This window comes from Halomonas sp. 7T, assembly GCF_025643255.1.
Classification (GTDB): Bacteria; Pseudomonadota; Gammaproteobacteria; order Pseudomonadales; family Halomonadaceae; genus Vreelandella.
In genome coordinates, this window is the sequence record NZ_CP087112.1 from 2438084 (window position 1) to 2459589 (window position 21506).

The 21506-nt window shown below is 54.5% G+C and carries 21 protein-coding genes and 5 tRNA genes; 11 read left to right on the forward strand and 15 right to left on the reverse strand.

Annotation, left to right across the window (positions count from 1 at the left end; genetic code table 11):
• Position 1 precedes the first annotated feature (1 nt).
• From LOS15_RS11380 to pyk, 5 genes are read right to left on the reverse strand one after another with little or no spacing between them, the layout of a single operon-like run.
• Complete coding sequence (locus LOS15_RS11380) at positions 2-526, reverse strand: DUF192 domain-containing protein (protein WP_263066050.1); 525 nt, start codon at positions 524-526, stop codon at positions 2-4.
• Positions 523-1665 (reverse strand): ABC transporter ATP-binding protein, encoded by a 1143-nt coding sequence (locus tag LOS15_RS11385; protein ID WP_263066051.1) that lies wholly within the window; start codon positions 1663-1665, stop codon positions 523-525. Before LOS15_RS11385 ends, LOS15_RS11380 begins: the two co-directional genes overlap by 4 nt.
• On the reverse strand, positions 1658-2326 hold the full coding sequence (gene modB, locus LOS15_RS11390) for a molybdate ABC transporter permease subunit (RefSeq protein ID WP_263066053.1): 669 nt from the start codon (positions 2324-2326) through the stop codon (positions 1658-1660). The genes LOS15_RS11385 and modB overlap by 8 nt, the downstream gene beginning before the upstream one ends.
• A complete protein-coding gene (gene modA, locus LOS15_RS11395; protein ID WP_263066055.1) occupies positions 2326-3099 on the reverse strand; it encodes a molybdate ABC transporter substrate-binding protein in 774 nt (257 codons plus the stop codon). The genes modB and modA overlap by 1 nt, the downstream gene beginning before the upstream one ends.
• A 4-nt stretch (positions 3100-3103) precedes the next feature.
• A complete protein-coding gene (gene pyk / locus LOS15_RS11400) occupies positions 3104-4588 on the reverse strand; it encodes a pyruvate kinase (protein WP_263066056.1) in 1485 nt (494 codons plus the stop codon).
• 213 nt (positions 4589-4801) lie between these two features.
• Here pyk and uraD point away from each other — a divergent pair, with 213 nt between their 5' ends.
• Positions 4802-5344 (forward strand): 2-oxo-4-hydroxy-4-carboxy-5-ureidoimidazoline decarboxylase, encoded by a 543-nt coding sequence (gene uraD / locus LOS15_RS11405; protein WP_263066058.1) that lies wholly within the window; start codon positions 4802-4804, stop codon positions 5342-5344.
• A gap of 141 nt (positions 5345-5485) precedes the next feature.
• Here uraD and LOS15_RS11410 read toward each other — a convergent pair whose 3' ends face one another.
• Together LOS15_RS11410 and LOS15_RS11415 are read right to left on the reverse strand one after the other, a co-directional pair.
• The gene (locus LOS15_RS11410; protein WP_263066060.1) at positions 5486-5842 is read right to left on the reverse strand and encodes a phasin family protein; all 357 of its coding nucleotides are present in this window, start codon (positions 5840-5842) and stop codon (positions 5486-5488) included.
• Between the two features lie 262 nt (positions 5843-6104).
• Positions 6105-6809 carry a glutathione S-transferase N-terminal domain-containing protein gene (locus LOS15_RS11415; RefSeq protein WP_263066061.1) on the reverse strand — a complete coding sequence of 235 codons (705 nt, stop codon included), beginning with the start codon at positions 6807-6809 and terminating at the stop codon, positions 6105-6107.
• A gap of 384 nt (positions 6810-7193) precedes the next feature.
• Here LOS15_RS11415 and LOS15_RS11420 point away from each other — a divergent pair, with 384 nt between their 5' ends.
• The gene (locus tag LOS15_RS11420) at positions 7194-8885 is read left to right on the forward strand and encodes an L-lactate permease (protein WP_263066063.1); all 1692 of its coding nucleotides are present in this window, start codon (positions 7194-7196) and stop codon (positions 8883-8885) included.
• Between the two features lie 98 nt (positions 8886-8983).
• On the opposite strand, the gene LOS15_RS11425 is transcribed toward LOS15_RS11420, so the two are convergent.
• Entirely contained in the window at positions 8984-9508 is a 525-nt protein-coding gene (locus LOS15_RS11425; protein WP_263066065.1) for a gamma carbonic anhydrase family protein, read from the reverse strand.
• A gap of 58 nt (positions 9509-9566) precedes the next feature.
• Positions 9567-10346 carry a transcriptional regulator GlcC gene (gene glcC / locus LOS15_RS11430; protein ID WP_263066067.1) on the reverse strand — a complete coding sequence of 260 codons (780 nt, stop codon included), beginning with the start codon at positions 10344-10346 and terminating at the stop codon, positions 9567-9569.
• A 263-nt stretch (positions 10347-10609) separates the two neighbouring features.
• Between glcC and glcD the strand changes: the two genes are divergently transcribed.
• The 4 genes from glcD (at position 10610) to LOS15_RS11450 (ending at position 14983) form a co-directional block, all read left to right on the forward strand.
• A complete protein-coding gene (glcD, locus tag LOS15_RS11435) occupies positions 10610-12109 on the forward strand; it encodes a glycolate oxidase subunit GlcD (protein ID WP_263066069.1) in 1500 nt (499 codons plus the stop codon).
• Positions 12110-12160: 51 nt separating this feature from the next.
• Positions 12161-13261 carry a glycolate oxidase subunit GlcE gene (glcE, locus tag LOS15_RS11440; RefSeq protein WP_263066071.1) on the forward strand — a complete coding sequence of 367 codons (1101 nt, stop codon included), beginning with the start codon at positions 12161-12163 and terminating at the stop codon, positions 13259-13261.
• Positions 13262-13275: 14 nt separating this feature from the next.
• Entirely contained in the window at positions 13276-14508 is a 1233-nt protein-coding gene (gene glcF, locus LOS15_RS11445) for a glycolate oxidase subunit GlcF (protein ID WP_263066073.1), read from the forward strand.
• 73 nt (positions 14509-14581) lie between these two features.
• On the forward strand, positions 14582-14983 hold the full coding sequence (locus LOS15_RS11450) for a GlcG/HbpS family heme-binding protein (RefSeq protein ID WP_263066075.1): 402 nt from the start codon (positions 14582-14584) through the stop codon (positions 14981-14983).
• A gap of 129 nt (positions 14984-15112) precedes the next feature.
• On the opposite strand, the gene LOS15_RS11455 is transcribed toward LOS15_RS11450, so the two are convergent.
• The 6 genes from LOS15_RS11455 to LOS15_RS16975 form a co-directional block, all read right to left on the reverse strand.
• Positions 15113-15189: transfer RNA gene (locus tag LOS15_RS11455), tRNA-Asp, on the reverse strand.
• A gap of 44 nt (positions 15190-15233) precedes the next feature.
• Positions 15234-15309, reverse strand: a tRNA-Val gene (locus LOS15_RS11460).
• Between the two features lie 49 nt (positions 15310-15358).
• Positions 15359-15435, reverse strand: a tRNA-Asp gene (locus tag LOS15_RS11465).
• Positions 15436-15470: 35 nt separating this feature from the next.
• Positions 15471-15547: transfer RNA gene (locus tag LOS15_RS11470), tRNA-Asp, on the reverse strand.
• A 48-nt stretch (positions 15548-15595) separates the two neighbouring features.
• Positions 15596-15671 (reverse strand) — tRNA-Val (locus tag LOS15_RS11475).
• Between the two features lie 88 nt (positions 15672-15759).
• Positions 15760-16530: an alpha/beta family hydrolase gene (locus tag LOS15_RS16975; protein WP_317629608.1), complete on the reverse strand. Its 771-nt coding sequence runs from the start codon at positions 16528-16530 to the stop codon at positions 15760-15762.
• 161 nt (positions 16531-16691) lie between these two features.
• On the opposite strand from LOS15_RS16975, the gene ccoN reads away from it, so the two are divergent.
• The 5 genes from ccoN to ccoG all read left to right on the forward strand — a co-directional run bounded on the left by ccoN (position 16692) and on the right by ccoG (position 21497).
• Complete coding sequence (gene ccoN / locus LOS15_RS11480; protein WP_263066077.1) at positions 16692-18116, forward strand: cytochrome-c oxidase, cbb3-type subunit I; 1425 nt, start codon at positions 16692-16694, stop codon at positions 18114-18116.
• Between the two features lie 19 nt (positions 18117-18135).
• On the forward strand, positions 18136-18744 hold the full coding sequence (gene ccoO / locus LOS15_RS11485) for a cytochrome-c oxidase, cbb3-type subunit II (RefSeq protein WP_263066078.1): 609 nt from the start codon (positions 18136-18138) through the stop codon (positions 18742-18744).
• A 3-nt stretch (positions 18745-18747) separates the two neighbouring features.
• Positions 18748-18969: a cbb3-type cytochrome oxidase subunit 3 gene (locus tag LOS15_RS11490; protein WP_263066080.1), complete on the forward strand. Its 222-nt coding sequence runs from the start codon at positions 18748-18750 to the stop codon at positions 18967-18969.
• Positions 18966-19895, forward strand: a complete 930-nt coding sequence (gene ccoP / locus LOS15_RS11495) for a cytochrome-c oxidase, cbb3-type subunit III (RefSeq protein ID WP_263066081.1) — start codon at positions 18966-18968, stop codon at positions 19893-19895. The genes LOS15_RS11490 and ccoP overlap by 4 nt, the downstream gene beginning before the upstream one ends.
• A 165-nt stretch (positions 19896-20060) precedes the next feature.
• Positions 20061-21497 (forward strand): cytochrome c oxidase accessory protein CcoG, encoded by a 1437-nt coding sequence (gene ccoG / locus LOS15_RS11500; protein ID WP_263066082.1) that lies wholly within the window; start codon positions 20061-20063, stop codon positions 21495-21497.
• Positions 21498-21506 lie beyond the last annotated feature (9 nt).

Consider the following 21506-nt stretch of genomic DNA (forward strand, 5'->3'; position numbering starts at 1 on the left):
TTTAACTATCGGGGCGGCAGAACCCCGCTAAAGCAGGCACGGACACACAGTCACCCACTTGAATGCCACGCTCTGCGAAATAACCGGCGTTTACTTCAAGTGCAGAGTAATAGGCGGTTCCTGCTGGGTAACTAGGGCACTCTCTCGGCGTCTCAGCATCACAGGGCTGCATGGTGTTAATCGCGACAATGCGCCCTTCGCCGTCAATATAAGCAATATCCAGCGGAATCAGCGTGCGGTACATCCAAAATGCATTACCCGCTGGCTGTTCGCTCTCAAACCGAAACAGCATTCCGCGCGTCTCCGGCAAGTGTTCACGCCCCATTAGGCCCCGCTGGCGCTGAGCCGTAGTTTCCGCTACTTCCACATCCAATCGGTGGGGGCCATCCTGGCTGTGAATCGCAAGCGGTAGCGTAGCGGCTTGGCTGGACGCCACCGCCCAAGCCGAAAGCAGCGGCATCGGCAAGCTGGCGGCCAGAGAAACGCCAAGGGAGGTTTTTAACAACTGACGGCGCGTCATAGTCATAGCGAGTTCCTTTTGTTATGCGGTGCCACATGAGGACGGTGCGCTGGCATCAGGTGTATGCCTTCCGCCAGTAGCGACACGTGCACGTGCTCGCCAAGCGTGAGCTGGTTACGCCTAGCCGCATGCGTCGCGATGTCGAAACGTAGCATATCGCCATTTGAAACACGCAGCACAATCGACGTAATACCCCCTAATACCACCATTTCACTCACGGAGGCGGCTACAGGGTTTTCGCGCTCACCCTGGGAAGGCCGCCCTCGTCGATGCAGTACAATATCCGATGGCGGTAGGTACCAAGCAACACGCCTGCCCACGGCAAACGACTGGAGCCCCTCGCCGACTTCCAGCAGCCATTCGCCCCACTTGAGACGGCGTTGCCCCTTCCAGTCCACCACTTCGCCCTCAAAGACATTATGACGATCAAGCAACCGCGCGACTAACGGAGAGACGGGGCGTCGGAACAGTGCTTCCGGTGCCCCCTGCTGAAGGCTGGTGCCGTTATGTAGCACGCAGATTTGATCCGCTAGCGCCGCGGCTTCCTCTAAGTCGTGGGTAACCAGCACAATGGGGATAGGTATTTGCTGGCGCAGCAGCGCCAGCTCCCGCTGTAAGCGGCGTCGCGTAACTTGATCGACGGCCGAAAAGGGCTCATCTAGCAGTAACACTCGTGGCTCACGGGCCAGTGCTCGCGCTAGCGCCACCCGCTGGCGCTGGCCACCGGAAAGCTCATTGGGAAAGCGTGCCTCTAATCCCTCCAAGCGTACCTTGCTCAGCCACTGCATTGCATGGGCATAGCGCTGAGATTTGGGCAGATGGCTAAGGGCAAGCTGAATATTATCCAGTGCGCTTAAATGCGGAAACAGCGCGTAATCTTGAAACACCATGCCGATTTGGCGCTGCTGGGGAGAGAGCGAAATCCGCTTGCCGCCTGCCCGCTCAGGCGTTGAAAACCAGCTCTGCCCGGCACAAGTCACTTGACCATGTTTAGGTTGGTAAAGCCCCGCGATAGTGCGCAACAGCGTGGTTTTACCACTGCCCGATGGCCCAACCAGCGCCAGCAGCTCACCCGGCGCGCAGCTAAACGACGCACGGAGCGGTATCGGGCCGCTTTGCTCAACCGTTACCGTGAGATTAGCCACGTGCCCACCTGCGCTTGCCCGCTAGGCCATATACTAGGCCCAGAGTGGTGAGCGATACCAACAGCAGCAGTGCCGACATACGCGCTGCTCCCTGCTCATCAAATGCCTGCACACGGTCGTAAATTGCAATCGCCAGGGTGCGGGTTTCACCATCAATGGCCCCCCCGACCATCAAAATGACGCCAAACTCGCCCAACGTGTGGGCAAAGGTTAAGGCGGCAGCCGAAAGAATACCCGGCCATACTAGCGGAAGCTCAATACGCCAAAGGGTTTGCCAGGGGCTAAGGCCGCTACACCACGCCGCTTCGCGCAGGTTAGTGGGCACATGCTCAAAGGCCCGCTGGATAGGCTGAATAGCGAAGGGAAGGTTTGCAATTAATGACGCTAACAGAATGCCGCTGAAGGTGAAGTTTAACCCGCCTCCCGTCAGCGTTGCCCATACGCTGCCTAACGGCGCGTCGCGGCCAAACTGCTGCAGTAAGTAGAACCCAAGCACCGTGGGCGGCAGCACCAGCGGCAGCGCAATAAGGGCTTCGCATAGCCCTTTGCCACGAAACCTTGCCGTTGCCAGGGCACGACCTGCCCATATTCCGACGGGAAGTAAAAACAGGCACGTTAACGCGGCCAAATGGAGCGAAACAGACAGTGCCGACCAATCCATTACTCGGTACTGAAGCCATACTGCTTGAGAATCGCCAGCGCTTCGTCTTCCTGAAGCCAAGCATAAAAGGCTTTCGCCACGTCACCCGCTTGGCGGGTGAGCACCATGCGCTGGCGCAGCGGTGCGTGCCACTCCTCAGGGATCAGTACGTACTCACTGCGCTGGGCAAGGGCTGGGGCTAACGCCAGCGAATAAGCCACCAAGCCACCGCGGGCATCGTCTGCCAAGGCAAACTGGGCCGCTTGGGAGACATTCTCTCCTAGCACCCGAAGTGGCGCGACCGGCGCCCATAACGAAGCATGGCTCAACGCCTGCTGGGCGGCAACGCCGTAAGGCGCATGCTCCGGATTTGCCAAGGCAATACGCTCGCGCGCGCCGTTTGCGAGGGCAGCAATCGCTTGTTCAACACCGGCTAACGGGGCAGCCTCATCGGGCAAATCCCCGCGCTGTGAACGCTGTAGCCACACCAGCCGACCAATGGCGTAAATAGTGCCCTCATCTAGAGTATGGCCTTCCTGATGAAGCGCGAAGACATACGCCTCATCGGCAGAGAGATAGAGTTCAAAGGGCGCCCCCTGAGCAATTTGACGGCGAAAGTTGCCCGATGAGCCAAAGTTCAGTCTTACGTCTGACCCCGTTTGCTCTTTGAAGCGCTCGGCCGCTTCGGTAAGCGCAAACTGAAGGTCTGACGCCGCCGCGATTATCGGCGGCTGCGCACCGGCCAGTGCCGGCATGCTGGCGAGCATCAAAACAGTCAACAGCAGTGCACGCATAGCGTTATACCTGTGCTTGCGCGACGTGGAGCTCGGTGATGGCCATTACTTTCATGGTATTGGTTCCCCCATGGGCATTCATGTGGTCGCCACGGGTAAGAATCACGAAGTCACCCGCCTTCGCGACCCCTTGCTTCACTAACAGGGTAAGCGCCTGGTCGTTGAGTTCCGTGGCACTCATTTCAGAGGTATCAAAGGGAAGTGATACCACGCCCCGGTAGAGCGCCATACGCCGCTGGGCGATAGGGTTATGTGCCAAGCCAACAATGGGCAGGCCCGAGCGGATGCGGGAAGCAATTAGCGGCGTGTAGCCAGACGAGGTCATACACGCAATGGCTGTGATGCCTTCCATGTGGTTCGCCGCGTACATCGCAGAGAGCGCGATGGTTTCATCAGGCCGAGAAAAACCCTCATGCATACGGTGGCCCGATTCTTGAGCGGTTTTTTCACGCTCGGCACCTAAACATACCCGCGACATGGCTTCTACGGTTTCCAGCGGATAGTCACCGGCGGCCGTTTCCGCCGACAGCATGACGGCATCGCTGCCATCTAACACTGCGTTGGCAACGTCAAACACCTCAGCGCGGGTGGGCAGCGGCGCTGAGATCATGCTTTCCATCATTTGCGTGGCGGTAATGACCGCGCGGTTCAGCGACCGCGCACGCTTGATCATGCGCTTCTGTACCCCCACCAGCTTGGCGTCACCAATTTCAACGCCCAGATCGCCCCTCGCCACCATTACTGCCTCAGAGGCTTCAATAATGCCATCCAGGGTAGCGTCGTCTGCTACGGCCTCGGCGCGCTCTACCTTGGCGACTAAACCAATCTCTTTGCCTTCTTCGCCCAGCAGGCGGCGCGCCTCGTGCATGTCTTCAGCGTGGCGCGGGAATGAGATCGCCAAATAATCGACGCCAATCTCAACAGCGGTTTTTAGGTCAATTTTATCTTTTTCGGTTAATGCCGGAGCAGACAGCCCGCCACCCTGCTTGTTGATGCCTTTGTGATTGGAAAGCTTACCGCCAACCACCACACAGGTATGCACCTGCTGGCCATCAACGCGGGTCACGTCAAGCACTACGCGCCCATCGTCTAACAGCAAGCGATCTCCAGCAGAGACATCTTGCGAGAGTGTTTTATAGTCACAGCCAACTTGGTGGATATCGCCAGCATCGCTATCCAGCGACATATCCAGCACAAACGGCTCTCCCTCTTTCAGCACTATCGCTCCGTCCCGAAAGCGGGCAATACGGATTTTAGGGCCTTGTAGGTCACCTAAGGCAGCCACACTGCGGCCAAGCTGGGACGCGATTTCACGCACGCGCATCAAACGACGCCGATGATCATCGGCGGTGCCATGTGAGAAATTCAAACGCACTACATCTACACCCGCCGCGAGCATGGCCTCAAGTACCCCTTCCCGGTCGCTGGCAGGGCCAAGGGTTGCGACAATTTTAGTGCGACGGATCGAGGAGAAGTGCAGTGCGTTCATAGCGTTCCAACCATGCAAATTAACGTTTAATGTCGTTAGCTTATCAGTTTAACGCGCGCTACATGACAGTTATGGGGCATTCCTTAAAGGCGGCACCTTATTTGCGATCAGTATTAAGATTATTTACGGAACCTGACCTATCGGTCAAAGAGTACAGTTGCTACTATTTATTGTATACAGCTACTTCACCATAGATCGCTTTGGAGAGTTTTCGTGCCCACTTCCCCCTTGCCTACTCTTTCACCTGCGCCAAGCGCCTGCAGCCTAGAACGCTTTACTGAACATTACGGCGATATCTATGAGCACTCACCGTGGGTGGCAGAAGCCGCGTGGGAGCAGGGACTCAGTGAAGCGCATAATGCCCCCGACGCGCTGGCGGATCTAATGGGGCTGATGCTGCAGCAAGCATCGCCCGAGCAACAAATTGCGGTCATTCAAGCGCACCCGGATTTAGCCGGTAAAGCCGCGTTGGCAGGTGAACTGACAGAGGACTCCAGCCGCGAACAGGCAGGGGCAGGTTTAGATCAGTGTACACCTGAAGAGTTTGCGCGCTTTGAACAGCTAAACGCCGCGTATAAAGCTAAATTCGGCTTCCCGTTTGTGATTGCCGTTAAAGGCTTGGATCGCCACGCTATCTTGGCCGCGTTTGAAACGCGCCTGGATAACGACTTAGCCCAGGAGCGGAAAACCGCCATTGAACAAATTATCCGTATTGCACGCTTTCGACTAAAAGCACGGGCTGAACAGCCGCTGTGAACGCGTTAAAAGATAGAAAAAACGGCTAGACATCGCGTTATAAAAGCAGCGTTAAACACGCATTGTTTGAAATGCCGTTTTATGCTGCCACAAAAATGCCGCGCCCAAGGGCGCGGCATTTCAGCTTAGAGCGACGGTGAGTTACTGCTTAACCGCTTCAACCGCCTTTTTGGTGCTCTCTTCCGCTCTTTTCTGGCTATCTTCCATAAAGCTTTGGCTAATAGAGGTGACTTTTTCAGAATCCCCTTTGATGCGCTCCATAAGATCAGTTGCCGTTTTTTGCTGGCTATCCATGGCTTTTTTAAAGCCCTCGGCATCTTTGACATCTAGCCAAACACGCGCCTGGGCAATGGTCATATCGGAGTACGCACGCGCCGCGTCTAACTGAGCGCTGACAAGCAGCTCATAGTAATCAAGCGCGGCCAGCGTATAAGAACGCATGGGCGTTACGAATGCGGATTCAAGCTGCTGGTTAGTTTTCTCGACTGCTTTATTCATTAGAGAGTCTCCTTAAGCGTGCTAGCAATTCAGTGCGCCTTTGCAGGCAGTGGTTAGGCGTTTACCTTTAACTATCTACAAAGCTAGCAGTGCTTTTTGTGCAGTGCAACATGATTTTCATCATCCACTTACAAGCCACCTCTTGAAAATCAAAAAACTGCTTAACGACTTCCTAATAACCTTTATAAAACAGTCGATTAAAAACCTCCCTATAACGGCATTAAAAGAGTAACAGGCTAATTTAAAACCCAGCTTCCGTGCTTTAGTTCGCCATCGACAAGTCTCGCACAGTTATCGCTTTACCCGCGACACCGTTATGCACCTTAAGCATGCGTTTAAACCATTCGTCTACCGGATCACCCGGCTCGACTAACGCCTCTAATGACACCGTGTAAGCCCACATCCAACTACCAAATAGCAGGTAGTCGGCGCCGCTTGGCGCATCGCCATCCAAGAACGCACTCTCTCTTAATAGATCGCGTACTGGGGCAAGTGCCTGTTTAAGCTGCTGACGCCCCTGTTCTGGCTGGTGAACGTCTTCTAAACGCGCACCGAAACGCGCCTCTCGGGTTTCACGAAAATAGGCGCGATCATCCGGGTGAATGGCGTTTAGCAAGTCCATGACGACTATCCGAAACAGTGCCGGGGTCACGCTGCGCTCTACAAAGAGTTTAAAAAACAGCACGCGCTGGAAGCTCTCCCCTTCGCCCAGCACAGGCGCATCCGGATACGCGCGGTCTAGGTAGCGCATAATGTCGAAGCTGTCGGTAACCACTGTATCGCCATCGGTAAGGACGGGCACCTTGCCGTAATCCGCAAACGCTAACACCTCCTTTTCAAGAAAGCGCCAGGCGACGGTCTCAAACGCCAGACCTTTATGGGCCAGCGCCATGCGTACCCGCCAGCAGTATGGTGAAAAGCGTAACTGTTCGTCCCGCCCACACAGATCATAAAGAGTAATTGCCACTTTCAGAACCTCGGAGAAATTGATTGTCGTTATTAAAGAGTGTTACCGATGATAACAATGGGCGTAAGCCACTTACGACGCAAGCTACGTTAGATCTGTAACTATTTTTTAGATGACAACTGTACTGTCTATTAGTCTAATGAGTTTGCCAGCCCCCTTTTTTCTAAAAATACTTAAAAATTCAATCAAAACAATTAGCTAGAAAACTAAAAATAGAATAAACCCAGATATCATGGCGCCCCTCTGCTGGTAAGACCAATTTTCCAATGTAGTCATTCTCTCGGCCTAAACGTATCTTTCACACTGACCCAACCAGTATTGCAGTCGCAGGCTGGTCGGCTACTGCGGCGCATACCAAATTAATAACAAGGGGCAGTTCCTCCCATGAATGAAACGACACTTGCACTCCTGGCATTTCTGCCGCTGTTGTTAGCAGGTATTTTGCTCATAGGCTTTAAAATACCTGCCAAAATAGCGATGCCGATTGTCTTCCTAACCGCTGCGGTTATCGCTCTGACCGCCTGGGACATGTCATTCAGCCGTGTAGCTGCGTCGACTGTTCAGGGCTTGATTCAGACCGCCGGCCTGCTGTGGATTATTTTTGGCGCTATTTTGTTGCTCAATACGCTAAAGCATTCAGGCGGCATTACTGCTATTCGTAACGGCTTCTCGGGCATTAGCCCTGACCGCCGCGTCCAAGCGTTAATCGTTGCCTGGCTATTTGGCTGCTTTATTGAAGGCGCCTCAGGCTTCGGTACACCGGCAGCCGTTGCAGCGCCGCTTATGGTAGCGCTTGGCTTCCCCGCCCTGGCAGCGGTCGTTGTAGGCATGATGATCCAGTCTACGCCGGTTTCATTTGGTGCTGTGGGCACCCCCGTTGTGGTGGGTGTTGGAAGCGGGCTTGACCGAATCGGCATTACCGCTGAGCTAGAAGCAGCGGGCTCAAGCTGGGATGTATTTTTCCAGATGATCACCAATGGCGTTGCCATTACTCACGGTATCGTTGGTATTTTAATGCCGCTGATTCTAGTGTTGATCATGGTGCGTTTCTTTGGTGCTAATCGCTCGTGGAAAGAGGGTCTTTCCATTGTGCCTTTCGCTATCTTTACCGGCGTATCTTTCGTCGTCCCCTACACGTTGGTTGGCGTTTTCCTAGGCCCAGAATTCCCGTCTATGATTGGCGCAATGGTGGGCTTAGCAATTGTGGTACCGGCTGCTCGTAAAGGGTTTCTGCTGCCCAAAGATACGTGGGACTTTCCCGAAGCTACCTCATGGCCCGATGAGTGGATTGGTAACCTGCAGATCAAGCTAGATGACGTGGCAGGCAAAGCGCCAATGTCGACGCTGAAAGGCTGGATTCCCTATGTACTCCTGGCAATTTTCCTGGTCGCTTCTCGTACCGTTGAGCCACTGCGTAACGCGCTTACCTCGATCAACCTAAGCTGGGCCAACATTTTCGGCGAAGCCGGTGTTAGTGGCGGATTGCAGCCCCTCTACCTGCCGGGCGGCATTATCGTTGCCGTGGTTATCGTGACGTACTTCTTGCATCAAATGAATACACGCCAGATGAGCGCAGCAGTATCGGAGTCCACCAAGACGATCTTTGGTGCCGGTTTCGTACTGATTTTCACCGTGCCGATGGTGCGTATTCTAATCAACTCCGGTGTGAACGGCGCTGACCTGGTCTCCATGCCAGTCATGATGGCGCAGGCGGTTGCTAATAGCGTCGGGGGGGTCTATCCGTTCTTTGCGCCCGCGGTAGGTGCCATGGGCGCCTTCATTGCCGGCTCGAACACGGTATCTAACCTGATGCTGGCAGAGTTTCAGTTCAGCATTGCGCAATCGCTGGGCCTCTCTACCGCGATGATGGTAGCGCTCCAGGCAGTCGGTGCGGCGGCGGGTAATATGATTGCGATCCATAACGTTGTAGCCGCCTCAGCCACCGTTGGCTTACTTGGCCGCGAAGGCGCGACGATTCGCAAAACCATTATCCCAACCATCTACTACCTAGTATTCACCGGTATTATTGCGCTCATCGCGTTCTATGTTATCGGCGTTACCGACCCGCTTATGTAAATAAGCCGAGTTAGCACATAGAGCTAATCACCAGATAGCGCACTTCCTACACCCCAGGCCTGGCCTGGGGTGTAGCGTTTTAAGGCATATCAGAACGGCTAGCCGATACGCTTTAGGGTTGTTGCATGTTGCTGACCGCGCACCACATAGCTTTGCGCGTTTAGCTTCAGCCCTTCGACAGCCTCGGCAGAAAGCTCTCGCACTACTTTGGCCGGCGAGCCAACAATCAGCGAGTTGGGAGGAAACACCGCGCCTTCCTTGATAAACGCCCCCGCTCCTACCAAGCTATTTTCCCCAATCACAGCCCCATTGAGCACCACCGCCTGGATACCTATTAAGCAACCATCACCAACCGTGCAACCATGCAGCATTGCCTGATGCCCCACCGTGACACCTTTACCAACTTTAAGCGGGTAGCCTGGATCCGCGTGCAGCACGGCGCCATCCTGAATATTGCTCTCTTCGCCTACTTCTAAATGGTCGCTATCGCCGCGCAATACTGCCTGGTACCACACGCTTGAACGCGCTTTAAGCGTCACCTGACCGATAACGTCGGCTGTCTCGGCGATATACACATCCTCACGAACATCGGGCGTAAACTCGCCAAACTGATAAATAGCCATGCATTACTCCTTTTTATGGGTTGTCGCCTTGGGGGCACTGTCAGCGAATCTTGTCACATCACTGCCACTGCTCTAAACGCATAGCCGAGCGCTCTAAGCGATCATGTTCTGCTTCAACCTCGCGCAACAGCTCACTAATACTGGTCAGATGCTCTAACGCGATGCGCCTTGCCTGCTCAGCATCGCCACTCACCACCGTATCATGCAGCTGAGCATGCTGCTGATTGATCATCTCCCGGGGGCCTGGACGATGGTAAAGGTGCTTCACCGAGGCAAATACGGAGCTCAGCAGTAAATCGGTTAGGCTTTGCAGCGTATGGACCAGCACCGGGTTATGGGAAGCTTGCGAAATGGCTAAGTGGAACGCGTGGTCAAGCCGAGCCAACTGCTCAACATCAATGTCGTCGGGTTGAGCGGCATACTCGGCTAGTGCTCGGTAGCGGCGGGTGATCAGTACGCGGTCCATAGACGTCCCGCGCCTGGCGGCCAAATAAGCGGACTCGCCTTCCAGCAAGGCGCGCACCTCCAGCAAGTCAAACAGCGTGCGCGGGTGGTCACGAAACAGATGCATTAAAGGGCTTTGCTGGTGCATCGGCAGCAGCGACGCTACCGTCGAACCGTGCCCCTGACGCGTATTGATAATGGCTTTGCTACGCAAAATTCTTAATCCTTCGCGCAGGGAGGCGCGAGAAACGCCTAAGCGCTCGCATAAACGCCTCTCGGAGGGCAGCAGCTGTCCGGGCCGAAAAACGCCTTCTAGAATTAACTCTTCGAGCTTAGCAGCCACATGCTCGGGAGTGCGCCGCCCCATGGGAACATCGTCACTATTTACTACCACTGGTCGCTCCTTCGATCAGCCCTCCCCTCCCATCAGGTCAGACCACATTGCAAATGTTGCTAGCCAACGTAAAGGCCAAGGCGATAAAAGCCACTAGGATGGGTGTGACTATCGACTAATTACTGGTCAGACCATTGCACCACAACCTAGACAGGCGCACAAAAAAAGCTCAAATTGGTCACCAGGTAAAACAGTGCTGCCGTTACCCTATGGCCATTACCACTCATCCATTACTTCTCATGATAAAAAGCTAGGATGTCGCCATGAATATCCTTTTTGACGAGCGTCTTGATGGCGAATTCGTCCACCGTGATAAAGCTGAGGTGCTTAGCGACCTGCAAAGCGCCGTTCCTTCTTTAACGCTACTTCACCGTGAAGAAGATCTACGCCCCTTCGAGTGCGATGGACTGGCGGCCTACCGCGTCCTACCCATGCTGGTCGCGATGCCCGAAACCCTTGAACAGGTGGAAGGCCTTCTGAAACGCTGCCACGCGCTAAGTGTACCGGTTGTCACACGCGGGGCAGGCACCGGGCTTTCAGGCGGCGCCCTTCCGCTTGAACATGGCGTGCTGCTGGTGATGTCGCGGTTTAATCAAATTATTAAGGTTGACCCCGACGCGCGCATCGCCCAAGTACAGCCTGGCGTGCGCAACCTGGCTATCTCTGAAGCAGCGGCGCCTTATGGGCTCTATTACGCCCCCGACCCCTCTTCGCAAATAGCCTGCTCCATCGGTGGTAACGTCGCTGAAAATGCCGGCGGCGTACACTGCCTCAAATATGGCCTTACTGTGCATAACGTCATGCGGGTCGATATTTTGACCATTGAAGGCGAACACATGACGCTGGGCTCTGAAGCGCTGGACACCCCAGGCTTTGATCTGCTCGCGCTGATGAATGGCTCTGAAGGCATGCTAGGGGTGGTCACCGAAATCACCGTCAAGCTACTACCCAAGCCTGAAACCGCTAAAGTATTGATGGCAAGCTTTGATGATATCGAAAAAGCTGGCCAAGCCGTGGGCGATATCATCGCTGCAGGCATCATTCCCGGCGGCCTGGAAATGATGGACAAACTGGCTATCAAAGCCGCCGAAGATTTCATCAAAGCGGGTTATCCCGTTGAAGCAGAGGCGATTCTACTCTGCGAGCTGGACGGCGTTGAGGCCGATGTAGACGATGATTGCGACACCGTACGCCGTGTATTAGAAAAAGCGGGCGCCACGGATATTCAGCAGGCACGCGATGAAGCCGAGCGCGCCAAATTTTGGGCAGGCCGCAAGAACGCCTTCCCTGCGGTTGGACGTATGTCACCCGATTACTACTGCATGGACGGCACCATTCCTCGCCGGGAGCTGCCGCGGGTACTTAAAGGCATTGCCGCCCTGTCTGAGGAGAGTGGCCTATTAGTCGCCAACGTATTCCACGCCGGTGACGGTAATATGCACCCACTGATTCTGTTTGATGCCAACAAAGAGGGTCAACTGGCGTTAGCAGAAGATGTCGGTGGCAAAATTCTTGAGCTTTGCGTGGCGGCAGGCGGCTCAATCACCGGTGAACACGGCGTCGGTCGGGAAAAAATCAACCAAATGTGCAGCCAGTTCCAGGCCGATGAAATCAGCGTTTTTCACGCCTTAAAAGCCGCATTTGACCCCCAGCGCTTACTAAATCCAGGGAAGAATATCCCGACTCTGGCACGCTGCGCTGAGTTTGGCGCGATGCATGTCCATAACAATGAGTTACCGCACCCGGAGCTACCGCGCTTCTAAGGCGGCGCCTAGTTATCACCATCACTAGGAAAATAATCATTAGGAATCACCATGACCGAACTAGCGATTAACGCTGCCGACCAGGACATTTCTGCCCAGCTGTGTGAACAAGTCCGCAGCGCCTATGCAGAGCAAACGCCGCTGCGCATAGTGGCGGGCAACACCCGCGCCTTTTATGGCCGTCCGGTGGAGGGGCAAACGCTAAACATCGCCGAGCACAGCGGGATAGTGTCGTACGATCCCGTCGAGCTAGTCGTGACTGCTCGCGCGGGCACACGCTTAAGCGCGCTTAACGCCGCGCTGGCTGAACACAATCAAATGCTGGCCTTTGAGCCCCCCATCTACGGCGAGGCCAGCACCATCGGCGGCGCCGTAGCCACCGGGCTCTCTGGCCCACGCCGCCCCTGGGCAGGCGCAGCTCGCGATTTTGTACTGGGCACTCGGGTCATTACCCAAGAAGGCAAGCTGCTGCGATTTGGTGGCGAGGTGATGAAAAACGTAGCGGGCTACGACCTTTCGCGCTTAATGGTCGGCGCTCAAGGCACGCTTGGGGTACTCGCTGATATCTCCTTTAAGGTATTGCCCATTCCCACTGCAAGCCACAGCCTTCGCCTGACGATGGGGTTAGATGACGCACTGAAAAGGCTCTCAGAGCTTGGTCGCCAACCGCTACCCATAACCGCCGCCGCATGGCGCGCAGGCGAACTTTTCATTCGCCTGGAAGGAGGCGCAAGCTCTGTTAACGCCACCCAAGAACGATTGGGCGGGGAAGCGCTTTCCGCTGAGTTTTGGCAGCAGCTGCGCGATCAGCAGCACGAATTTTTCACGCTTAGCGAAGGCAAGTCGTTGTGGCGGCTATCGCTACCGCCCCACACGCCGCGCTTGGCGCTGGATATTGCTGAAGACGATATCTTCTACGACTGGGGCGGTAGCCAGCGCTGGGTAAAAACTCACCTCGACGCCGATACCCTGCGCGCGGCTTGCCAAGCGGCAGGCGGCCATGCCACCTGCTATACCCCTCACGCAGAGGGCGGCGCAGCGTCACCGTTTACGCCGCTCAACCCAGTGGTTGAAAAATATCATCGCAACCTGAAGGCGGAGCTAGATGCCCACGGCATTTTCAACCCCGGTCGTCTTTATGCGGCGTTTTAATCAGGAGAGCTGACATGCAGACGAATTTTACCGACGCTGACCTTCAAAAGCCGCACATTCAAGAAGCTGAGCGCATTTTACGCACCTGTGTACACTGCGGCTTTTGCAATGCCACCTGCCCCACCTACCAACTGCTGGGCGATGAGCGCGATGGCCCCCGAGGGCGCATCTATTTAATGAAAGAGCTGCTTGAAAGTCGCGATGACGATGATCAAGTCACTGAAGAGACGCGCCTACACTTAGACCGCTGCCTCACGTGCCGCAACTGTGAAACCACCTGCCCTTCTGGGGTGGAGTACCACAAACTGCTCGATATTGGCCGCGCTGAAATTGAGCGCCGCGTGCCACGCTCGGCCCCAGAGCGCGCCCAGCGATATGCCCTGCGCAAAATGCTGGTGGAACCCAAGCGCTTCCAGGCGCTGCTCAAATTAGGGCAGACCTTTAAACCACTGGTCCCTGGCAAACTGCGCAGCAAAATGCCACCCGCCCCCGTGGATGCCGGCCAGCGGCCGAACAGCCAACGTCACGAGCGAAAAGTATTAATATTAGAAGGGTGCGTTCAACCCGGGCTTTCACCCAACACCAACGCAGCCACAGCGCGCTTACTCGACCGTTTAGGCATCAGCGTCACGCCCGTCAATGAAGCGGGTTGCTGCGGCGCCATTGATTTCCACTTAAACGCTCAAGATGACGGCCGCGCCCGCATGCGTGCCAATATTGATGCCTGGTGGCCACAGATTGAACAGGGTGCAGAAGCCATCGTGCAAACCGCGAGCGGCTGCGGCGCTTTCGTTAAAGAGTATGGCGACATGCTCAAAGATGACCCAGCGTATGCCGATAAAGCCCAAAAGGTCAGCGCGCTAGCGAAAGACTTGGTCGAAGTACTGCGCGACGAACCTTTGGAGAAACTACAGCTGAAAGAGCAACAGCGGCTAGCGTTTCACTGCCCCTGCACGCTGCAGCATGCACAAAAGCTCAACGGTGCGGTTGAAGGGGTACTCAGCAAGCTGGGCTTTGCACTTACGCCCGTTCAAGATAGCCACCTTTGCTGCGGCTCGGCAGGCACTTACTCGGTTACCCAACCGGTGCTGGCCACTCAATTGCGGGATAATAAGCTAAATGCATTAGAAGCAGGCAACCCAGAGGTCATCGTAACTGCTAATATTGGTTGCCAAACACATTTAGCGAGCGCCAACCGAACGCCGGTTCGTCATTGGGTAGAAGTGGTTGATGCTGCGCTGGTATAACCGCTAACGTACCTTGCCGTGCTTGCCACGCCTGACTGGCTGCACGGCCTCCCCTTACTAAAAAGGAGTTTTCATGCAAACCAAAGCTATTCTCGGCCAAGCTGACGTCATTACTGTCTTAGATGCCGCTCAAAAAGAAGCTGACAACAACGGCTGGCCTGTCACCATTGCCGTCACCGACGACGGTGGCCACCTGCTGGCACTGCGCCGTCTAGATGGCGCAGCGCCTTTCAGTGCGGATGTTGCCACACAAAAAGCACGCAGCGCAGCGCTTGGCCGCAAAGAAACCCAAGTGTTCGAAGAGATGATTAATGGAGGCCGCACCGCGTTTATTTCTGCTCCGCTCCAGGGCCTGCTATCAGGCGGCGTTCCAATCACGGTAGATGGTCATGTGGTGGGCGCTGTCGGCATTTCCGGCGTTAAGCCCGATCAAGATGTTCAAATTGCCAAGGCAGGTGTGAGCGCTATCGCTTAATACAAGCGTGCAGCCTTTGGCTGCACGCCATCTACAAAGTACAAGCCATAAAAAAAGCCCGGATCAATGATCCGGGCTTTTTAGAATTCGTTCAGCTAGTGCTGATAACTTTCACATGTGCAACTTGAATGGCGGACCGGACGAGACTCGAACTCGCGACCTCCGGCGTGACAGGCCGGCATTCTAACCAACTGAACTACCGGTCCACATCAAGGCACTAAAACCATCTAATCACACAAGTGCTTTTAAATGGTGGGCGGTACTGGGTTCGAACCAGTGACCCCCAGCTTGTAAGGCTGGTGCTCTCCCAACTGAGCTAACCGCCCAAAGCGTTTAAACAGGATATGCTTAACACTTTGATTTCTTAAGTTATCGTGGCGGACCGGACGAGACTCGAACTCGCGACCTCCGGCGTGACAGGCCGGCATTCTAACCAACTGAACTACCGGTCCACATAACGACAACTAATTACAATATAAACTGATGATGGCGGACCGGACGAGACTCGAACTCGCGACCTCCGGCGTGACAGGCCGGCATTCTAACCAACTGAACTACCGGTCCACTACTGCATCAATTAGTACTGTTTTACGCTTCCAGGCACCATTTAAATGGTGGGTGGTACTGGGTTCGAACCAGTGACCCCCAGCTTGTAAGGCTGGTGCTCTCCCAACTGAGCTAACCACCCGCTGGTCACGTGGCGCTGCATTCTACAGAAGCCTGACTGGATGTCAATACATCGTGTTTAAATCTTTTGATTCAAACCAATACGTTGCTCACCCTGCCGCTACCGTGTGGTGAGCGCGGACGAAGGATGCCGCATAAATAGCCGCCTCGTCAATCAAAACCGTATGTTTTAGCCCGGAGGCCCGACGCGGCTTAAAATCATGATCGCCATCTCGGAGCCACTTAAACTGTGTAGTGGGTGGGAGTGCATAACCAGAAACCTCCTCAATATTCCCAAATGGGTCGCGTTCGCCTTGGAGAATTAACGCTGGACAACCCACAGACGCAAAGTGCGCCAAGCGAAGCTTATGGGGCTGTCTGGGAGGGTGAAAAGGGTAGCCTGCAATGACCAGGCCGGGACACCCTTTTTCATGTCCAACGACCTCACATTTTAATGCATCACTTGCAAACATAGAGGCGACACGCCCTCCCATTGACTTCCCTCCTACCCACAGGGGGGAAGATCCAAGTGAGCAAAGCAACTGATACCATCGACCAAAGTGTGCCAACGTGTGACCGACAGGCGGTGGAGGGCGCCGTTTTCCCAATTCATAGGCGTGCTGCATATAAGGAAAATCAATCGCCAATACTTGCAAACCACCGCCTGCTAACGTCGCGACAAATTGACGCATAAAATCTGACAAGTGCCCTGCTCCGGCACCGTGCGCAAACAGTATTCGACCGAATCGTGGCTCTCCGGATATCGCTAAAGGCCCGTAGCCATCGACTATAAACCGCCGATTCGTGGCGCTCTCCATAGCATGAGGCAGTTCATCTGGCGCAATGTTAACGAAACCCAACTCACTATAACGAGACACCATATACTCCTAGTCATTCCGTGTTATTCCAATTGGCTTGTTCAGCTTGAGGCCCCGCTGCGCTAGAATCGCGACTGGATCTTGACCTGCATCATCAAGCGGGTGGCCGCATCCGTGCAAAATGCCACGGGTTACCCCCTAACCGCGTTCGATGGGAACATGAAATGAGCACAGCACTGGAACACCCGACCTACAACTACAAGGTGGTTCGGCAGTTCGCGATTATGACCGTTGTGTGGGGCATTGTAGGTATGACCATTGGTGTCATCCTTGCCGCACAGTTGGTTTGGCCGGAACTGAACCTCGGATTACCTTGGACGAGCTTCGGACGCCTGCGTCCGTTACACACTAACGCCGTAATTTTCGCCTTTGGTGGCTCGGCGCTGTTTGCGACATCGTACTACGTCGTTCAGCGTACCTGTCAGACACGCCTTTTCTCTGACAAGCTCGCAGCATTTACCTTTTGGGGTTGGCAGGCAGTCATCCTCTCTGCCGTGGTGACGTTGCCGCTAGGCTATACCACGACCAAAGAGTATGCAGAGCTTGAATGGCCAATCAATATCTTGATTGCCATCGTTTGGATTAGCTACGCGATTGTCTTCTTGATGACGATTAAGAAGCGAACCACGTCGCATATCTACGTGGCCAACTGGTTCTTTGCTGCGTTTATTATCACGGTGGCCGTACTGCACATCGTGAACAACGCTGCCATCCCTGTGACCCCCATGTATTCCACCTCGATCTACGCGGGTGCGGTGGATGCCATGGTGCAGTGGTGGTACGGACACAACGCAGTAGGCTTCTTCCTGACAGCAGGTTTCCTGGGCATGATGTACTACTTCGTGCCAAAGCAGGCTGAGCGTCCGATTTACTCCTACCGCCTGTCTATTGTCCACTTCTGGGCATTGATCATGATCTACATGTGGGCTGGTCCTCACCACCTACACTACACCGCGCTGCCGAACTGGGCACAGTCGCTGGGTATGATCATGTCTATCATCCTGCTGGCCCCCTCCTGGGGCGGCATGATTAACGGCATGATGACGCTGTCAGGTGCTTGGCATAAGCTGCGCACGGATCCGACACTCCGCTTCTTGGTAGTGGCGCTCTCGTTCTACGGCATGTCGACTTTTGAAGGCCCGATGATGGCTATTAAGACCGTCAACGCGCTTTCTCACTATACCGACTGGACTATTGGTCACGTACACTCTGGCGCGCTTGGCTGGGTAGCCATGATCACCATTGGCTCTATGTACCACCTGATTCCTCGCCTATTTGGCCGCACTGAAATGCACTCTGTCAGTCTGATTGCCGTGCATTTCTGGCTGGCCACTATTGGCACCGTGCTTTACATCGCCGCTATGTGGGTGAACGGCATCTTGCAAGGCCTGATGTGGCGTGCAATTAACGCTGACGGCACCTTGATGTACACCTTCGTTGAATCGGTTGAAGCCAGTGGCCCCGGCTACTTTGTTCGCTTGATTGGCGGCCTCTTCTGGATCACGGGCATGCTGATCATGGCGTTTAACGTCTACATGACGGTAAAAGGCCGCGAAGCTATCAGCCAACCAGCGCCGCAAGCCGCTTAAACCGGGGAAGTTGAGACCAATGAAACACGAGATTGTTGAAAAGAACGTTGGCCTGCTCGCCGTCTTGATCCTGGTTGCGATCAGCTTTGGCGGCTTGGCCGAGGTGGTTCCACTGTTCTTTCAAAAAGACACCACCGAACCGGTTGAGGGGCTGCGCCCCTTGACTGCACTGGAGCTAGAAGGGCGGGACATTTATCGTCGCGAAGGCTGCGTTGGCTGCCACTCGCAAATGGTGCGCCCCTTCCGTGCTGAGACCGAGCGTTATGGCCACTACAACGTTGCTGGCGAGGAAGTGTACGAACACAACTTCCTGTGGGGTTCGAAACGTACTGGTCCAGACCTGGCGCGTGTAGGCGGTCGCTACAGCGACGACTGGCACCGTGCACACATGTATAACCCTCGTGATGTGGTGCCAGAGTCTATTATGCCGGCTTACCCCTGGCTATTTGAGCGCACCCTCGATGGTGATTCCACTCCGGCTAAAATGCGCACCCTGCGTCAGTTAGGCGTGCCTTATACCGACGAAGATATCGCCACAGCCACTGCAGATGTTCGAGGCCAGCAGGAAATCACTGCGCTCGTTGCCTACCTGCAGCAATTAGGAACTGTGCTTGAGGGCACTCGTTAAGCTATGGATACGGGAACTTTCCGCGGTCTTATTACGCTGTTTTTGATTGTCGCTTTTATAGGCATTTTTATTTGGTCTTATTCAAAGCGACGCAAACCAGACTTTGACGAGGCAGCTAACCTGCCCTTCGCCGACGACAGTGATGAGCAACCAGCCCGTGATAAGCATGTTTCGCCTGATCGCGAAGCAGATTCCCGCCACGATAGGGGAGATAAAAACAGATGAATAATTTATGGGGTGACTCCCTATCCAGCTTCTGGAGCGCCTGGATCATTGTCATCACACTGGGCACTATCGCTCTAAGCGTTTGGATACTACTTGCCAACCGCCGAACCGATAAAATCCCGGATGCTGACGGTAATGTTGAAACCACTGGCCATGCCGCCGACGGCATTGAAGAGTATGACAACCCGCTGCCCAAGTGGTGGTTCCAGCTCTTCGTTCTCACGGTGGTATTTGCATTAGGCTATTTGGTGCTTTACCCAGGGTTAGGCAACTTCGCAGGTGTTTTGGGCTGGTCTCAAGAGAGCCAGTGGGAAGAAGAGGTCGCTGATGCTCAGGAGCGCTTTACGCCAATCTTTGCACAATACCAGGAAGTGCCTATTCCTGAGCTGGCCAGAGATGCGGAAGCCATGCAAGTAGCTGAGCGCGTTTACCTTAACAACTGTGCTGTATGTCACGGCTCTAATGCGCAGGGTGGCTATGGCTTCCCGAACTTGACCGATGACGACTGGCTGTATGGTGGCGAACCAGAAAACATTATGATGTCGTTGAATAACGGCCGTAATGGACTGATGCCCGCCTGGCAGCAGCTGGGTGAGAACAACATCGAAAATCTCACACAGTACGTACTCTCGCTCTCCAATCTTGAACATGATGAAGAGCGTGCGGCCAGCGGTGAAAGCACCTTCCTTGCCGCGTGTGCTGCGTGTCATACACCCAGCGGAACGGGCAACACTGCTCTCGGCGCGCCCAATCTGACCAACGACATTTGGCTCTATCAAGCGCCGGGGCAAAGCGTTGCAGATTCGGTTCGTCAAACGCTGCGTAATGGCCGTAACGGGCACATGCCAGCACAAGCAGCTTACATTGGTGAAGAGCGTGTTCACCTAGTTGCTGCATATGTATACAGCTTGCGGTTTAATGATTAAACAGCGCTAAACTGTTTCATAACGCTGCTTTAAAGGGGTGCGGTTACATACCGCACCCTTTCTTCATCCACAACCCGATACACTATTCATTATTAGATGTTATCTGGTTGACAGCTATTCCCCGTGCTGCCGTCTATTCCTGCTATGTGAGCTGCGATCATTGCCATGGAAAAAATACCTAGCCACGATATTACGCCGCCGACTGTTGGGCATCACACTCCTGGTGAAAGCCACACCCAGGAAATGTACGCCAAGCGTCGACACATCTACGTGCGCGAAATTAAAGGGCTGTTCCAAAAGATTCGACGCAGCGCTAACTGGGCGCTCATGTTGGTATTTTTCTTACTCCCGTGGATCAACTGGGGAGACCGCCCGGCTATTTGGTTTGATTTACCCGGTCGTGAATTCCATATTTTTGCTGCTACGTTCTACCCGCAAGAGTTTGTACTACTCTCGTGGCTACTCATAATCTGCGCCTTTGGGCTATTTTTCATTACCGTCTTTGCAGGGCGTGTTTGGTGTGGCTACACCTGCCCGCAAAGCGTCTGGACGTTTCTATTTATTTGGCTTGAACACCGCATCGAAGGCTCCCGAAACCAGCGCATCAAGCTAGACAAACAGCCACTCAACACCAATAAGGTCTGGCGTAAGAGCGCTAAGCATGCCGCTTGGCTAGTAATCGCGCTCGCCACAGGCATCACTTTTGTTGGCTACTTTACCCCTATTCGCACGCTGGTAACCGAGCTACCTACGCTTGAAGCCCACGGCTGGTCTTACTTCTGGGTAGGCTTCTTTTTAGTATTTACCTACTTAAACGCCGGCTGGCTGCGTGAACAGGTGTGCATTTATATGTGCCCCTATGCTCGCTTCCAGTCGGTGATGTTTGACCGCGATACACTCATTGTTTCCTATGACAAAGAGCGTGGCGAACCTCGCGGCAGCCGCAAAAAATCGCTTACTCACACACAAGCGAGAGAAGCTGGCTTTGGCGACTGTATCGATTGCGACCTATGTGTTCAGGTGTGCCCAACCGGCATCGATATTCGTGATGGACTGCAATATGAGTGCATCACGTGCGCGGCGTGCATTGACGCCTGCGACAGCGTAATGGATAAGATGGGCTACCCAAGGGGTCTTGTCCGCTACACCACTGAAAATGCGCTGGAGGGCAAAAAGAGTCACATATTACGCCCTCGCCTGCTTGGCTATTTCGCGGCACTCATCGTGATGGTAGCGGCATTCGCCTGGGCGGTGAATGACCGTATGCCGCTAGGATTCGACGTTGAACGAGAACGCACCCAGCTCTATCAAACGACTCGAGATGGACGCATTAGCAATGTGTACAGCTTGAACATTCGCAACTTAGATAACCAAGACCATACCTATCGCTTGAGCGTATCCGGCTTACCGAGTGTGACGCTCGACGATGTCGTTGTCAGCGTTCCAGCAGGTGAAGCTCGCCTGCAGATAGTGACAGTACTGGTGGATGCAAGTGACCTCACTGAACCAAGCCACCCCATTATATTTACCTTGCAAGCCCAGCAAGACGAGAGCCTCCGTATTGAGCGTGAGTCGCGTTTTCTGGGCGACATTAGGAGATAAAAAGACACC

Bases quoted from the DNA above. Each gene is read 5' to 3' on its own strand.
- modA (WP_263066055.1), bottom strand. From the start codon at position 3,099: ATGCGTGCACTGCTGTTGACTGTTTTGATGCTCGCCAGCATGCCGGCA.
- ccoN (WP_263066077.1), top strand. From the start codon at position 16,692: ATGAGCACAGCACTGGAACACCCGACCTACAACTACAAGGTGGTTCGG.
- ccoP (WP_263066081.1), top strand. From the start codon at position 18,966: ATGAATAATTTATGGGGTGACTCCCTATCCAGCTTCTGGAGCGCCTGG.
- LOS15_RS16975 (WP_317629608.1), bottom strand. From the start codon at position 16,530: ATGGTGTCTCGTTATAGTGAGTTGGGTTTCGTTAACATTGCGCCAGAT.
- glcD (WP_263066069.1), top strand. From the start codon at position 10,610: ATGAATATCCTTTTTGACGAGCGTCTTGATGGCGAATTCGTCCACCGT.
- LOS15_RS11450 (WP_263066075.1), top strand. From the start codon at position 14,582: ATGCAAACCAAAGCTATTCTCGGCCAAGCTGACGTCATTACTGTCTTA.
- ccoO (WP_263066078.1), top strand. From the start codon at position 18,136: ATGAAACACGAGATTGTTGAAAAGAACGTTGGCCTGCTCGCCGTCTTG.
- glcF (WP_263066073.1), top strand. From the start codon at position 13,276: ATGCAGACGAATTTTACCGACGCTGACCTTCAAAAGCCGCACATTCAA.
- ccoG (WP_263066082.1), top strand. From the start codon at position 20,061: ATGGAAAAAATACCTAGCCACGATATTACGCCGCCGACTGTTGGGCAT.
- pyk (WP_263066056.1), bottom strand. From the start codon at position 4,588: ATGAACGCACTGCACTTCTCCTCGATCCGTCGCACTAAAATTGTCGCA.
- modB (WP_263066053.1), bottom strand. From the start codon at position 2,326: ATGGATTGGTCGGCACTGTCTGTTTCGCTCCATTTGGCCGCGTTAACG.
- LOS15_RS11380 (WP_263066050.1), bottom strand. From the start codon at position 526: ATGACTATGACGCGCCGTCAGTTGTTAAAAACCTCCCTTGGCGTTTCT.
- LOS15_RS11425 (WP_263066065.1), bottom strand. From the start codon at position 9,508: ATGGCTATTTATCAGTTTGGCGAGTTTACGCCCGATGTTCGTGAGGAT.
- LOS15_RS11490 (WP_263066080.1), top strand. From the start codon at position 18,748: ATGGATACGGGAACTTTCCGCGGTCTTATTACGCTGTTTTTGATTGTC.
- LOS15_RS11410 (WP_263066060.1), bottom strand. From the start codon at position 5,842: ATGAATAAAGCAGTCGAGAAAACTAACCAGCAGCTTGAATCCGCATTC.
- LOS15_RS11420 (WP_263066063.1), top strand. From the start codon at position 7,194: ATGAATGAAACGACACTTGCACTCCTGGCATTTCTGCCGCTGTTGTTA.
- glcE (WP_263066071.1), top strand. From the start codon at position 12,161: ATGACCGAACTAGCGATTAACGCTGCCGACCAGGACATTTCTGCCCAG.